At 75.2% G+C, this 13088-nt stretch carries 14 protein-coding genes and 1 pseudogene; 11 read left to right on the forward strand and 4 right to left on the reverse strand.

The window, feature by feature from the left end:
• The 3 genes and pseudogenes from N0B34_RS16550 to N0B34_RS16560 all read left to right on the forward strand — a co-directional run.
• A pseudogene (locus N0B34_RS16550) lies at nt 1-1532 on the forward strand (hypothetical protein); the annotation flags it as partial.
• Between the two features lie 50 nt (nt 1533-1582).
• Nucleotides 1583-1780, forward strand: coding sequence for a hypothetical protein (locus tag N0B34_RS16555; protein WP_263732380.1), 198 nt, complete (start codon nt 1583-1585; stop codon nt 1778-1780).
• Nucleotides 1777-2730, forward strand: coding sequence for a 5'-3' exonuclease (locus N0B34_RS16560; protein WP_263732381.1), 954 nt, complete (start codon nt 1777-1779; stop codon nt 2728-2730). The genes N0B34_RS16555 and N0B34_RS16560 overlap by 4 nt, the downstream gene beginning before the upstream one ends.
• A 40-nt stretch (nt 2731-2770) precedes the next feature.
• Here N0B34_RS16560 and N0B34_RS16565 read toward each other — a convergent pair whose 3' ends face one another.
• The 4 genes from N0B34_RS16565 to N0B34_RS16580 form a co-directional block, all read right to left on the reverse strand.
• On the reverse strand, nt 2771-3301 hold the full coding sequence (locus tag N0B34_RS16565) for a hypothetical protein (RefSeq protein WP_263732382.1): 531 nt from the start codon (nt 3299-3301) through the stop codon (nt 2771-2773).
• 64 nt (nt 3302-3365) lie between these two features.
• Nucleotides 3366-3995, reverse strand: coding sequence for a DUF3806 domain-containing protein (locus N0B34_RS16570; protein ID WP_263732383.1), 630 nt, complete (start codon nt 3993-3995; stop codon nt 3366-3368).
• 7 nt (nt 3996-4002) lie between these two features.
• Complete coding sequence (locus N0B34_RS16575; protein WP_263732384.1) at nt 4003-4683, reverse strand: protein-L-isoaspartate O-methyltransferase family protein; 681 nt, start codon at nt 4681-4683, stop codon at nt 4003-4005.
• A 16-nt stretch (nt 4684-4699) separates the two neighbouring features.
• Nucleotides 4700-5098, reverse strand: a complete 399-nt coding sequence (locus tag N0B34_RS16580; protein ID WP_263732385.1) for a hypothetical protein — start codon at nt 5096-5098, stop codon at nt 4700-4702.
• A 128-nt stretch (nt 5099-5226) separates the two neighbouring features.
• On the opposite strand from N0B34_RS16580, the gene N0B34_RS16585 reads away from it, so the two are divergent.
• The 8 genes from N0B34_RS16585 to N0B34_RS16620 all read left to right on the forward strand — a co-directional run bounded on the left by N0B34_RS16585 (nt 5227) and on the right by N0B34_RS16620 (nt 13068).
• Complete coding sequence (locus N0B34_RS16585) at nt 5227-6723, forward strand: D-alanyl-D-alanine carboxypeptidase family protein (RefSeq protein ID WP_263732386.1); 1497 nt, start codon at nt 5227-5229, stop codon at nt 6721-6723.
• A gap of 23 nt (nt 6724-6746) precedes the next feature.
• Nucleotides 6747-7898 (forward strand): AAA family ATPase, encoded by a 1152-nt coding sequence (locus N0B34_RS16590; RefSeq protein ID WP_263732387.1) that lies wholly within the window; start codon nt 6747-6749, stop codon nt 7896-7898.
• Nucleotides 7899-7968: 70 nt separating this feature from the next.
• Nucleotides 7969-8406 (forward strand): OsmC family peroxiredoxin, encoded by a 438-nt coding sequence (locus N0B34_RS16595; protein WP_263732388.1) that lies wholly within the window; start codon nt 7969-7971, stop codon nt 8404-8406.
• Between the two features lie 122 nt (nt 8407-8528).
• Nucleotides 8529-8822: a FeoA family protein gene (locus N0B34_RS16600; protein WP_263732389.1), complete on the forward strand. Its 294-nt coding sequence runs from the start codon at nt 8529-8531 to the stop codon at nt 8820-8822.
• A complete protein-coding gene (feoB, locus tag N0B34_RS16605) occupies nt 8819-10933 on the forward strand; it encodes a ferrous iron transporter B (protein ID WP_263732390.1) in 2115 nt (704 codons plus the stop codon). Before N0B34_RS16600 ends, feoB begins: the two co-directional genes overlap by 4 nt.
• Complete coding sequence (locus tag N0B34_RS16610) at nt 10933-11178, forward strand: hypothetical protein (protein ID WP_263732391.1); 246 nt, start codon at nt 10933-10935, stop codon at nt 11176-11178. The genes feoB and N0B34_RS16610 overlap by 1 nt, the downstream gene beginning before the upstream one ends.
• Before the next feature lie 514 nt (nt 11179-11692).
• Nucleotides 11693-12157 carry a DUF6318 family protein gene (locus tag N0B34_RS16615; protein ID WP_263732392.1) on the forward strand — a complete coding sequence of 155 codons (465 nt, stop codon included), beginning with the start codon at nt 11693-11695 and terminating at the stop codon, nt 12155-12157.
• Complete coding sequence (locus N0B34_RS16620; protein ID WP_263732393.1) at nt 12157-13068, forward strand: hypothetical protein; 912 nt, start codon at nt 12157-12159, stop codon at nt 13066-13068. Before N0B34_RS16615 ends, N0B34_RS16620 begins: the two co-directional genes overlap by 1 nt.
• Nucleotides 13069-13088 lie beyond the last annotated feature (20 nt).

The following is a 13088-nucleotide window of genomic DNA, read 5'->3' on the forward strand; positions in this document are numbered from 1 at the left end:
TGGCGACGGCCTCGGGCGCGGCCGCGGAGGCGGCGCGACGGCGCTGGGGGCTGCGCTCCGTCCCGGCCCGGTGGCTGCAGGTCGCGGCGGCCGTCGCGGCGCTCGCCGTGGTCGGCGGCGGGGCGTATGCGCTCGGCGGCCGCACGGCCGGCAGCTCGACGGCCGGCGCGACGCCACTGCCGGCGATCGCGCTCGGTGGTCCGCAGGTCGGCGGTCCGCAGCGCGCGGGGGCCGACATGGCAGCACAGGCGAACGGTGCGGCCTCGGGCAGCGCCTCGTCGTCGTCCATCGCCGTGCCCGCACCCGGCCGCTGGTGGGGCTCGCGCACCGTCTTCACCGCGTCCGGCCTGTCCACCACCGGCGGCACCGGGACCGCGAGGGCGTTCGACGCCGCGTCTGTGGTCAGCGCCGACACCGTGCGGCGAGCGGCCAAGGTGCTCGGGGTGCCGGGGGAGCCGCGCGCGCAGTGGGGCACGTGGACCGTCGGGACGCTGGACGGGAAGGGTGCCGTGCTGACCCTCTCCGGGGACGGGATGGCGACGCTCTCGTACTCCGACCCCGCCTGGGACCCGTGGACGTGCACCGGTGAGAAGGCCGCGGCGAACGCCTCGGTGTGCGGGCCGAACGCCGCTGCGGCGCCGACCGGCGATGCGGCCGTGGCGAAGGTGCGGGCGCTGTTCCACGCGCTCGGCGTGGACCTGACGGGCGCGACGGTCCAGGTGGGCGGCCTCCAGAAGCCCGTGCGGGACGCCGCCGGTGCGACGGTCCCGACGGCCAGCCGCGAGACGGTGATGTTCTCGCAGGTGGTGGACGGCCAGCTGACCGGCGTGACGTGGTCGGCCACCCTGGTCGGCTCGGGCGTCCAGTCGCTGTGGGGACCGCTGGCGCCGCTGGTGGACCTGGGTCGCTACCAGGTGGTCAGCCCGGCCGCGGCGGTGGAACGGCTCAACGACCCGCGGTTCGGCGCGTTCGGCGGCGGCCCGATGCCGATGGCGGCCGGGGGCGTGCAGGTGGACAGCGGTACGGCGGAGCCGGCGATCGGGTCTGCGACGTCGGGGGCGGTCCTGCCGCCGGATGCCGCGAGCACGGGGTCGGCGACCTCGGGGGCGGTCCCGTCGCAGGTGCAGCCGTCCGTCACGGCGCCTTCCGCCGCTGCGTCGTCCGGCACCGCGTCGTCCGGCACCGCGTCCACGGGATCCGGCTCCTCCGGCTCCGCGTCGTCCGGCACAGCGACTGCCGGTCCGGGCATCGTCGTCCCCACGCCGGCCACCACACCGGGTGCCGAGCCGACCGCAGCCCCGTCGTCCACCGCCCCGCCCGTGGCGCCGACCACGCCGTCCGCGGGCAGCGCGATCGCCTGGCCGGTCCGCCACGTGACCATCACGTCAGCCCGCCTCGGGCTGGCCGTCACCACGCTGCCGTCCGGCGCGTCCGTGCTGGTGCCGACCTACCAGCTGACCGACGCCGAGGGCGGCACGTGGTCGGTGATCGCGGTCGTCGACGCCCAGCTCGACCTCACCGCCGCCGGCTGAGCTCGGCGGAACGGGCTCCGCGCGGCGCTCCGGCACGCCACGATGGCGGGATGCTGCGGTCGGACGTCCTGCAGGCCCTGGGCCAGGGTGCGCTCATCGTGGTGATCGTCGTCGTCGCCCGGGCCGTCATGCACGACCCGCAGGACATCGCCTTCACGGTCCTCATGGGCGCCGTGGCTGCGTCCGCCGACCTGGTGCGCAGGCGCCGAGCCCGACGTCGGACTCGGGTGCCAGACTCCACGCCATGACGGACCGCGCCGACCGGCTGATGCTCCTGGACACCGCCTCGCTGTACTTCCGGGCGTTCTTCGGGGTGCCGGACAGCGTCAAGGCGCCGGACGGCACGCCGGTCAACGCGGTGCGCGGGCTGCTGGACATGATCGCCCGGCTGGTGACCGACCACCGGCCCGCCCGGCTGGTCGCGGCGTGGGACGACGACTGGCGCCCGGCGTTCCGGGTGGCCGCGATCCCCACGTACAAGGCGCACCGCGTGGCGAGCCAGGACGGTGACCGCTGGGTCGAGGAGGTCCCCGCGGCGCTGACGGCGCAGATCCCGGTGATCGTCGAGGTGCTAGCGGCCATCGGCATCGCGCGCATCGGAGCGCCGGGGTTCGAGGCGGACGACGTGATCGGCACCCTGGTCACCCAGGAGGTGGCCCGGCCGGCGGGCGAGCGTGCGGCCGTGGACGTGGTGACGGGCGACCGGGACCTGTTCCAGCTGGTCGACGACGAGGCAGGCGTCCGGGTGCTGTACCCGTCGAAGGGCGTTAAGGACCTGCTGGTGGTGGACCAGGCCGTGCTCGCCGAGCGGTACGGCGTCTCGTCGGGCGCCGCCTACGCCGACCTGGCCGTGCTGCGCGGCGACCCGAGCGACGGCCTGCCCGGCGTCCCGGGCATCGGTGAGAAGACGGCGGCCCAGCTGGTCGCCCGGTTCGGTGACCTGCCGGGGGTGCTCGCGGCGCGGGACCGGTCCGACCCCGCGCTGGCGCCGGCGGCCCGACGGCGGCTGACCGACTCCGCCGACTACCTCGCGGTGGCGCCTGCGGTGGTGCGGGTCGCCCGCGACGCGCCGGTCGAGCGGGTGCCCGACGCACTGCCGCGCGTGGTGGCCGACGCGGACCGGGTGGTCGAACTGGCGCAGCGGTGGGGCCTTGCGTCGAGCGTCCGGCGCCTGGTGGACGCGCTCGCGGCCGTCTGAGCGCGGCGCACCGCACCAACGGGTCAGGCCCGACGACCGGTCAGGCGTGCGTCCACACGTTGGCCCCGGCCGGCTTCCACCCTTCCGCCGCAGCGGGCGTCGGACCGCCGTCCGCCACCAGCCGCACCTGCCCGCCACGGGGGGTGCCGACGGTCAGCACCACACCCTTGCGGTCCGGGCCGCACGTCTCGGTGGAGACGTCGCCGGCCGGCAGCTGCATGATGCACAGCCGGCCGGACACCGACCGCCCCACGTAGGTCGCGGCGGCCGGGGTGTGCACCACCAGCCGGGTCGACGCCGGGTCCACCTGAAGCTGGCTCGCGTCGTCCGCATCGAGCTTGTCGCTGTCCTGCTGCGGGTTGTCGAGGGCAGCGACGTGCGCCGCGGGTCCCGACGAGGAGCCGGGGGCCAGCAGCCACCAGCCGATCCCGCCGCCGGCCACCACCAGGGCGGACGCGACCAGCATCGTGATCCCGGCGCGGCGGTGCTGCCGCGGTGCGGGCTCGGTCTCCTGAGCGCCGAACCCCGGGAGCAGCTCGTCGGTCGGCGGCGATTCGGTGAAGGCGGACATACCGGTCCATCGGCTGCTCGACGCCTGAACCTGAGGCGCCACGGTCACCGAGCCGGTCGAGGGCTCAGCGGCGCCGCTGGTCGTCCGGCGTCCCGTCCTGCGGTTCGTCACCTTGTCCGTGGTGATCCCGCCCTTCCTGATCCGGCCCCTGCTCGTTCCACGGTACGGCGTCACCCGCCGGATCGAGCACAGCCGCGGACAGCCGCGCCGCCTCGGCGACATATCCGGCGAACCACCCGGGCTCCGCGGTCCCCCACCGCTCGGCGACCGCCGCCACCGGGAACACCACCAACGGGTGCGACGCGTGCGCCAGCACCAGCTCGGTGCCCACGTCGTCGCGGTAGACCGCCCACGACAGGCCGGGCACACGCTGGGCGATCAGGTCGCCGAGCGCCACGCCGAACACGTTGACCAGCAGGTCGGGGTCAGCGGGTCGCACCGTCGAACGCCACGCGGCGTGCACCCGGTCGAACAGGCGGCCGACGGTCGGGGCGTCCACCACGGCGTCGCACAGCTCGAGCAGCAGCTCGCGCTGCTGAGCCGTCCACAGCCGCTCCGCGTCGTTCAGCTCCTCGACCACGCCCGGCGTGATGTCCGGCGGGGTGGGGCCGGACACCTCGTCCTCCACCGACCCGAACGGGGTCGGGATCAACGTCCCGCCCGAGGGGCGCGGCGTGCGGCGGAACAGCGGCATGCCGTTCTCATCGGCGCCCGCGTGGCCACCCTTGATCGTGCCAGCCGGTCGCCCGCGAAGCCTCACCCGCGGAACCGGTACGGAGCGGGACGAACTCGTACTGACCGTGCCGGCTGATGTCCGGTGGCCCGTCGGCACGGCGGACCACCAGGGTCATGGTCGTCTGCACAGGGACCACCATCCGGCCGCCGACCGCCAGCTGGTCCACGAGCTCGGCGGGCAGCACCCGCGGCGACGCCGAGACGAGGATCCGGTCCCAGCCGCCGGGCACGGGCCGGCCGAGCCGGGCCGGGTCGGCCTGCTCGATGCGGGCCCACGGCATGTCCCACGAGGCGAGGTTGGCGGCGCCGAACGCGCACAGCTCGGGGTCCAGCTCCAGGCCCAGCACCTCACCGGTCGGTCCGACCAGCCGTGCCAGCAGCGCCGTGCTCCAGCCGGACCCGGAGCCGACGTCGAGCACGCGGCCGCCGACCGGCACCTGCAGCAGCCGGAGCATGGCAGCGACGGTCGACGGCTGGGAGCCGGTCTGGCCGTGGAACAGGGGGAGGGCGCGGTCCTCGCGGGCGTGGAACACCTGGTCGGGCGGGAGGAAGCGGGCGCGGTCGACGGACCGCATCGCGGCGACGACGTCCGCCGACCGGTCGGAGTCCGCACGGTCGGCGGCGCCGGCACCGCCGGTCCGGTTCACCGCGGGCCCACGTCTGTCACCGTCCTGACGAACCCCAGGGGCCGTCCGGACGTCCGGTCTCGGGGACGACCGGGATGGGGCCGGTGCGGATCAGGTCCTGGGAGACGATCGGGAGCGGGCCCGTGCGGGCGACGTCGGCAGCGGCCGGCGCCGAGCGGTAGCGCGGTTTGGGGCCCGGCCGGCCCGGTCGACGGCGGTCCTCGAGACCCTCGAGGGTGGTGGCGCGCCAGACGGCGCCACCGTTGAGCCGCCCGTCAGGCGCGGGCAGCCAGGGCACCTTGCGGGACAGCCAGACCCGGATGGTGGCGTGCTCGACGCCCAGTCGGTCGGCCAGTCGCGCGATGTCGTACAGGTCGTCCAGTCCCCGCGGGGCCGTCGCGAGGTGGTCCGCCGGGGGCTGCTGGGCGTCTGGCACGGCGGCAGCGTAGCGGCAACCCGGGGTCAGTCTTGTGACGACACCGTGACGAGATCATCACAAGATCTTCGCCGCCCCAAGGCCTCAAGCGGTCGGGACGACCGTCCGATGCACTTAACGTGTTTCGCGTGAGTGACAGATTGCCGCCCCGGCGTCGGTCCGGAGGCGGCAGGCATGTCGCCACCGCGCCGGCCGCCGCCACGCGCCGCAGCCGTCAGGCCGGCGCCCACCGCGCTCCCCAGGACCACCGTCCGCGCACGCCGCGTCCGCTCGCGCCCCGCATCGCCCAGGGCGGTGTCGTGGTGGCGCTGGCCGTCGCGCTCGGCGTCGTGCTGGTGAACCCCGCCACCGGTGAGGGCGCCACGGCGTCCTCCGCGACGAGCCTGACCGGCGCGGACACCGCCGCGGCGCAGGCCGCGCAGGCCGCGCGCTCGACGCGGGAGAAGGTCGCCCAGGTGGCCGACGCCGTGACGGCGCACGCCGTCGCGGTGCGTGCCGACGGGGCGCAGGCCCAGGTGCCCGCGGACCAGCTCGCCCAGCTCGACGCGCTCCGCACCCAGGTGGCCGACCTGGTCACCAAGGTGCAGGCGGAGGACGCCGCCGCGCGCACCGACCGCGCAGGCGTCGCGTCGCGCGGCGGCTCGTCGAGCGAGCGGAGCGCCGCTCCGGCGCCGGCCGCCTCGGGTACGGCGGCCTCTCCGGCACCGTCCGGACCGGCGACGGCCGATCCGACGTCCACGTCCGCCGCCCTGTCGGAGCCGTCGCCGACCAGCTCGTCGACCGCCTCGGCGGGCACGCCGACAGCCGGTGCCACGCCGTCGGCGTCGTCCGGCGCAGCGACGCCGGCCGCTACCCCGACCCCGACCGCCTCGGGCTCGACCGCGGCGCCGTCGTCGGACGCCACGTCGGCCGCGCCGACGCCGTCCGCGTCACCGTCCGCCTCGGCCACCCTCTCCGACCCGTCCGCCTCCGTCGACACGCCCGACCAGGTGGCCGCCGCCATCCCGCAGGTGCTCGGCACCGAGGACCCGGACGCCGCGCAGCTCCGTGACGCCGTGATCGCCCTGGCGCGCAGCACGGCGGCGGTCAGCGCCGCGGCGGACGCCAACCGCGCCGCCGCCAAGGCTGCTGCCGACGCCGCCACCCAGCAGGCGGCCGCCGCCGCCGAGGCCGCTGCCGCCCAGGCTGCCGCCGCCGCGCAGCGTGCCGCCTGGAAGACCTCCCTGCAGGGCTACCCGAACGGCAAGATCCCCGCCTCGGCACTGTGCGCGCCGACGTTCGACTCCGGTGCGCTGCTGCGCTGCGACGCCGCAGAGGCCCTGGACAGCCTCGACGCGGCGTACGTCCAGGCGTTCGGCGTGCACCTGACCATCAACGACTCGTACCGCTCCTACGCGGCACAGGTCGCGTGCCTGTCCACCCGCGGCTGGCTCTGCGCCACGCCCGGGACCTCCCACCACGGTCTCGGCATCGCCGTCGACCTCGGGGGCGGGATCGAGGTGCCCGGTTCGCCGCAGCACGACTGGATGGTGAAGAACGCCGCGACCTTCCAGTTCGAGCACCCGGCGTGGGCGCAGCCCGACGGCAGCAAGCCGGAGCCGTGGCACTGGGAGTACACCGGCTGACGAGGCGCGCCTAGCATCGGCCCGTGGACCAGGGGGATCCCGTCGGGCCGGGAGCGCGCGGGCCGGACGTGCTGGTCGGCCGAGCCGGCGAGCTGGACGACATCGACGGCCTCCTGACGTCGGTCGCCGGTGGTGACGGTGCCGCCGCGCTGCTCGAGGGGGAGGCCGGGATCGGTCGGTCCGCACTGCTGGCCGCCCTGGTGCCGGGCGCCCGGCTGGTCGGGGTCGAGCCGGTGCTGGTCCGGGTGGACGCCGCGACGGTCCCCTACGGGCCCCTGCGTCAGCTCGTCGCGCCGCGTCCGGACGTGTGGCCGGCGGGTGAGCCCGACACGGAGCTGGCGGGGTTGCTGCAGGCGCCTGACGAGCCCGCGGCCGCACGGCGCATCGCCGACCTCGTCGTCGCCGCCGTCCTGCGCCGCGGCGACCAGCACCCGTGGGCCCTGCTGCTCGACGACGCGCACCTGGCCGACGCGGCCACCCTCGACGTGCTCACGCGGCTGGCCCACGAGGCGCCGCTGCCCGGTGTGCTCGTCGTCCTCACGCTCCGCCCGGTGCCGCACCGCCGGGAGGTGCAGGACCTGGTCGCCGCCTGGGTGCGGGCCGGTGCCCGCAACGTCGAGCTGCGCCCCCTGTCCACGCCGGCGGTGCAGACCCTCGTGGAGCAGGCCGTGGGCGGTGCTCCGGGGCCGGTGCTGCGCGGCGTGCTGGCCACCACGGGCGGCAACCCGCGGCTGGTCGGCGACGTGCTGGCCGCCGCGGCGGCCACCGGGTCGCTGACCACGTCGGACGGCACGGCAGAGCTGATCGGCTCCGGCTGGCAGGCGGAGCTGGACGCGCGGGTGCGCCGGCACGTCGCCTACGTCGACGCATCGGTGCGCACGCTGCTCACGCAGGCGAGCGTGCTCGGCACCTCGTTCGTCGTGCCGGACCTGGCCGCGCTCGCGGCGCTGGACGTCACCACCTGCTGGCGCACGCTGCGGTACGCGCTCGCGGCGGGGCTGGTGGCGGCTCGCGGGGACCGTCTGGCGTTCCGGCACGACGTGGTGCGCACCGCGCTGTACGACGACCTGCCTCCGCAGCAGCGGCGGGCCCTGCACGCGCGCGCCGCGTGGGCCCTCGAGGCGGCCGGTGCGCCGCCGCACGTGATCACCGGCCACCTCGAGCGCGCGCGCTGACTCGCTGACTCCTAGCGTGGGAGCCGGGCGCCGACCCGCGCCCGGACTCCCATCACGAAGGAGATCTGCGATGGCCACGCGCAGTGCACGCACCGACTGGACCGGAGGCCTCGAGGACGGTGGCGGCCACGTCGAGCTGCTCAGCTCCAAGGCGGGGCGGTACGACGTCTCGTTCCCGCGGCGCACCTCCGACGACGCGCAGGGCACGACGAGCCCCGAGGAGCTGATCGCCGCCGCGCACTCGTCCTGCTACGCCATGCAGCTGTCGGCCCTGATCGCGCAGGCGGGCGGCACGCCGAGGAGCCTCGACGTGCTGGCCGACGTGCGGCTCAGCCCGGACCCGGCCGGCGGCTTCCGGATCAGCGGGATCACGCTCACCGTGCGCGGCGAGGTGGACGGGATGGACGCCGACGGCTTCCAGGCGGTGGCCGAGGACGCGAAGGCGAGCTGCCCGGTCAGCAAGGCGCTCACCGGCACCACCGTCTCGCTGGACGCCGCGCTGATCTGACCGTCCAGGTCGCCGGGACGGCGGCGCCGACCGGCGGGTGCGGACCCGCGGGCCGGCGCCGTCGTCGTGACCCCGGGACCACTGTCCTATGAGGCAAGGCAACCCTTAGTTAGCGTGAAGGCATGGAGCTGGGAGCTTGTCGGGCGGGGACTGTCGCGCGGATCGTGCGGGTGGACGTCGACCCCGCCGCCCGGCTCCGCTTCGGCGAGCTCGGTCTGCGCGCCGGGGCGTTGGTGCAGGTCACCCACGACGTCGGGGCCCAGGGTCGGGTGGTCGCCGTCGGCGCCGACCGGTTCGCGCTCGACTCGGCGACGTGCGCACGGATCACCGTCGAGCCGGCGACGGCCGGCACTGTGGCCGGTGCGGTGGCGGGCGCAGAGGTGGGTGCGGTGGCCGGCGCAGGTGCGACGCGATGAGCTGCCACGAGCCGTCCGACGTCGCCACGCTGCCGGCACGTCGCGGCGCCGGGGACCCCGGGTCCGGCAGCCGGCAGGCCACCGTCGCGCTGGTCGGCAGCCCCAACGTCGGCAAGTCGACCCTGTTCAACGCGGTCACGGGTTCCCGGCAGCAGGTGGTCAACGCCCCCGGCACCACCGTCGAGCTCGCGACAGGTCCGTGGCGGGCAGCCGGTGCGCTGCTCGTCGACCTGCCGGGCGCGTACAGCCTGCTGGCGCGCACGCCCGACGAGCAGGTGACGGCCGACGCCGTCGCGGGCACCGGACCGCTCGGCACCCTCGACCTGGTGGTGGTGCTGGCCGACGCCTCGGCGCTGGCGCGGTCGCTGTACCTCGTCGGCCAGGTGGCGCGCGCCGGGATGCCGGTGCTGGTGGGCCTCACCATGCGGGACGTGGCGGCCGCGCGCGGCGTGGACGTCGACCCGGAGGCGCTCTCGACGGCGCTGGGCGTTCCGGTGGTCGGGCTCGACCCGCGGACCGGCGCCGGGGTGGACGGTTTGGTCGGCGCGGTGCGGTCGGCGCTCGACGGGCCGCCGGTCGGGCTCGTCGCGCGTCCCGGCGCGTCCGACGACGTCATGCCCGGCGGCCTCGCGCTGGACGGCGACGTTGCGCTCGACGACGACCTCGACCCGCGCCTGGCTGAGGCGGCCGAGCTGTTCGAGTGGGTCGAGGGGGTGCTCGGTCGGCTCGGGCCGGCGGACGGCTCGGCGGCCGGTGCCGACGACGCACGGTCCGGCGCAGCGGCCGGTGCCGTCCGCACGTGGTCGGACCGGGTGGACGCCTGGCTGCTGCGGCCGTGGGTGGGCGTGCCGGTGCTGCTCGCGGTGATGTGGGGCCTGTTCCAGCTGGCCACCACCGCGGCGGCGCCGCTGATGGACGGTGTGAACAGCCTGGTCGTCGGCTGGTTCGGCGGGCTGCTGCGCGGCTGGCTCGGCGGCGCACCGCCGTGGGTCGGCGGGTTCGTCGTCGACGGCCTGCTCGCGGGCGTCGCCACCGTCCTGTCGTTCGCGCCCCTGATGGCGCTGATGTTCGTCGCCGTCGCGCTGCTCGAGGACTCGGGCTACCTGGCGCGCGCTGCGTTCGTCGCCGACCGTGCCATGCGGGCCCTCGGGCTCGACGGCCGCGCCGTGCTGCCGCTCGTCGTCGGCTTCGGCTGCAACGTCGCCGCCCTGTCGGCCACCCGCACCCTGCCGCACGCCCGCCAGCGGCTGCTGTCCGGCCTGCTGATCCCGTTCACCAGCTGCACGGCGCGGCTCACGGTGTACCTGATGCTCGCCGGGGCGTTCTTCCCGGGGCACGCCGGGCTGGCCGTGCTCGCGATGTACCTGCTCTCGGCCCTGCTGGTGATCGGCATCGGCCTGCTCCTGCGCCGGACGGCGTTCCGCGACCTGCGTCGCGAGCCGTTCGTGCTGGCGCTGCCCGCCTACCAGCGGCCACGGCTGCGTGCGATCGGCACGTCGGCCTGGGTCCGGGTGCGGGCCTTCGTCACCAAGGCGGGGACGATCATCGTGATCACCCTCTCCGCCGTGTGGGTGCTCATGGCCATCCCGGCGACGACCGGGTACTCGGTGGCGCAGGTGCCCGTGGCGGACAGCGTGTACGGGCGGGTGGCCGCCGGCATCGCACCGGTGTTCGCGCCCGCCGGGTTCGACGACTGGCACGCGTCCTCGGCGCTGATGACCGGCTTCGTCGCCAAGGAGGTGGTGGTCGGCTCGATGGCGCAGACGTACGCCGTCCAGGACCCGACCGGCGGCGGCGCGTCGACGACGGCCTCGTCCGGCACGTCGTCGGGCGCCTCGTCGTCCGGCAGCGCCTCGGCGACGTCGGCCGGCGACCTCGGTACGCAGCTGCGCGCGACCTTCGACCGGACGTCCGGCGGTGCAACGCAGTCCGCCGCGTTCGCGTTCATGGTGTTCGTGCTGGCGTACACGCCGTGCCTCGCGACGGTGGCCGAGCAGCGCCGGCTGTTCGGGGCGCGCTGGACGGCGGTGTCCGTCGGCGGCTCGCTGGTGATCGCCTGGCTGCTGGCGGTGGCGGCCTTCCAGCTCGGCTCCCGGTTGGTGGGCGCCTGATGAGCGTGCTGACGCAGGTGCTGCGCGAGACCGGCCGCGGTCTGCCGCCCCAGCGGGTCGCGGCGGTGCTCGGTGTCGACGAGGGGCTGGTGCACGCCGCCCTCGACCACGCTGAGCGGATCGGCCTGGTGCTGCGCGCGGGCGGTGCCGAGACGTCCGGACGTTCAGCGGCCCCGTGCGGCACCGGCTGCCGCACCGCCGCTGTGAACCCGTTGGCCTGTGCCGGCTGCCCGTTCGCCCGCTGACGCCCGGCCACCGTCGTCCTCGGTCGGGCCCGTCCTGGTTCAGGCTCTTCCGAGGTCAGGCTCGTCCTCGGCCGACCGCCGCATCGGCCGACCCTCGGCCCGCCGTCTCCTCGCCTGCCGTCTCCTGGGCCGGCCCTCGAGCCGAGACGAGCACTTTGCAGCGAGATGAGCACTGCGAAGTGCTCGTCTGGATGCAAAGTGCTCAGCTCGGGGTACCAGCAGGGGGCCGGACGGAAGCAGGTGGCGCCTCGCCGGAGTGTCGTCCACAGAATCGGGTGAATCGCCCACTGTGACTGTGGTCAACCAGTACATTCCGGGCATGCCCCGAGGTTCTCGACCGCTCGCCCGTGCCCTCGTCATGGCCCTGCTGCTCGGGGCGTCCCTCGCGGCCTGCGCCCCCTGGGGTCCTGACCGTCCTCCTCCGGCCACCTGGTGGGCTACGACGGCACCGACCGTTTCCTCGACCGCGGCGCCGTCATCGACACCGGCCTCCGCGACACCCGCGGCCACCGCGGTGGCCAACCCCACGCTCGGGCCGCTGCCCGACGGTGTCGCACCCGCACGACCAGCCGCGCTGGATCAGCCGCCGACCCTCGAGGGCGCCAAGGCGATTGCCACGTATTTCCTGCTGCTGTACCCGTACGCCTACCAAACAGGCGACCTGTCTGCGTGGAACGCCCTCACGCACCCGGACTGCAACTTCTGCGCAAGTGTCCGTCAGCACGTCACCGAAGCGGCACAGGCTAGGCAGCACACGGTCGGCGGCGCATCACAGATCACCACGGTTACAGGCACAGAGGTCGATCTAGGCAAGTTCTTCGACGTGCAACTCACCCTAGAAGCGTCGAGCTCACAGGTCGTCGCCGCTCCGGACACGGTGGTCAAGGATCAACGCGCAGGGCGCTACAAGATGGACGTCATTGTGTTGTTCGACTCCGGATCGTGGGTCATCCGCGGTGTGCAGGCTGAGGCGGCGTAATGGCCTTCCACCTCGGACTCACGTTCGCCGTCGCGGTTCTGCTGGCGAGCGGAGGCGGGTCGGGGAATGGCGAGACCTATCTCGGCGAGGCCTCGGACTCAAGTATCGAAATGGCGGCGTGGCGGGCGACGCAGGCTTTGCTAGCCGCGCGCGGCCAGGCCCCGGACAAGGTGCTGGTGCGGTACATGCGGGCGCCGATGTGCGACGCGGCGGCTGACGCTTCGCCGACCCCGGGCGCCGCGGTCGGCGAGGTGATCGGGGGTGATCCGGCGCTTCCGGGCTGTGCCGCGAACAACGCCACCCGTCGCCCCCTTGTCTGCGACGCCGGGCAGCCGACGCTGCCGCTGTGGAGGCAGACCCGACCGGCGGCCACCGTCCCGTGGACCGGCCTGCCGTGGACGATGGTGCGCGGCTACGGCTGCCCCGAGGACGTCGTCCCTCCCATGACCGCCGAGGACTTCCGCCGTCTGCCGCTGCCGGCCCCCACCTTGAACGTCCAGCCGGCCCGCAGCTGGGTGCTGGTCAACAAGGAGACGATCGTCTACACCGACCCCGCTGTGGTGCACCTGACGACGGACCTGCTCGGGTACCCCATGGAGGTCGAGGCCACCCCCAGCCGGTTCACGTACGACTTCGGTGACGGGTCGGCGCCGCTGATCACCACCAGCCCCGGCGCACCGTGGCCGCACCACGACACCAGCCACGTCTACCGCAGGCTCGGCACCCGGACCATCACCCTGACCACCACCTGGACGGGTCGGTACCGCGTGGTCGGCACCACCGTCTGGCACGACGTCGCCGGCACGGCCACCACCACCGCGACCAGCGCGCCCTTCGACGTCCAGGAGCTGCGCGCCCACCTGGTCGCCGGCACCTGCACCGAGCACCCGGACGACCCGGGCTGCGGCTGACGTCCCCGGGCAGTTGACCG

This window comes from Cellulomonas sp. SG140 (assembly GCF_025770785.1).
Classification (GTDB): domain Bacteria; phylum Actinomycetota; class Actinomycetes; order Actinomycetales; family Cellulomonadaceae; genus Cellulomonas.

What these genes read in the sequence shown, in the direction of transcription:
- N0B34_RS16610 (WP_263732391.1), top strand. Translation starts at nt 10,933, where the DNA reads ATGAGCGTGCTGACGCAGGTGCTGCGCGAGACCGGCCGCGGTCTGCCG.
- N0B34_RS16620 (WP_263732393.1), top strand. Translation starts at nt 12,157, where the DNA reads ATGGCCTTCCACCTCGGACTCACGTTCGCCGTCGCGGTTCTGCTGGCG.
- N0B34_RS16595 (WP_263732388.1), top strand. Translation starts at nt 7,969, where the DNA reads ATGGCCACGCGCAGTGCACGCACCGACTGGACCGGAGGCCTCGAGGAC.
- N0B34_RS16570 (WP_263732383.1), bottom strand. Translation starts at nt 3,995, where the DNA reads ATGCCGCTGTTCCGCCGCACGCCGCGCCCCTCGGGCGGGACGTTGATC.
- feoB (WP_263732390.1), top strand. Translation starts at nt 8,819, where the DNA reads ATGAGCTGCCACGAGCCGTCCGACGTCGCCACGCTGCCGGCACGTCGC.
- N0B34_RS16560 (WP_263732381.1), top strand. Translation starts at nt 1,777, where the DNA reads ATGACGGACCGCGCCGACCGGCTGATGCTCCTGGACACCGCCTCGCTG.
- N0B34_RS16565 (WP_263732382.1), bottom strand. Translation starts at nt 3,301, where the DNA reads ATGTCCGCCTTCACCGAATCGCCGCCGACCGACGAGCTGCTCCCGGGG.
- N0B34_RS16600 (WP_263732389.1), top strand. Translation starts at nt 8,529, where the DNA reads ATGGAGCTGGGAGCTTGTCGGGCGGGGACTGTCGCGCGGATCGTGCGG.
- N0B34_RS16555 (WP_263732380.1), top strand. Translation starts at nt 1,583, where the DNA reads ATGCTGCGGTCGGACGTCCTGCAGGCCCTGGGCCAGGGTGCGCTCATC.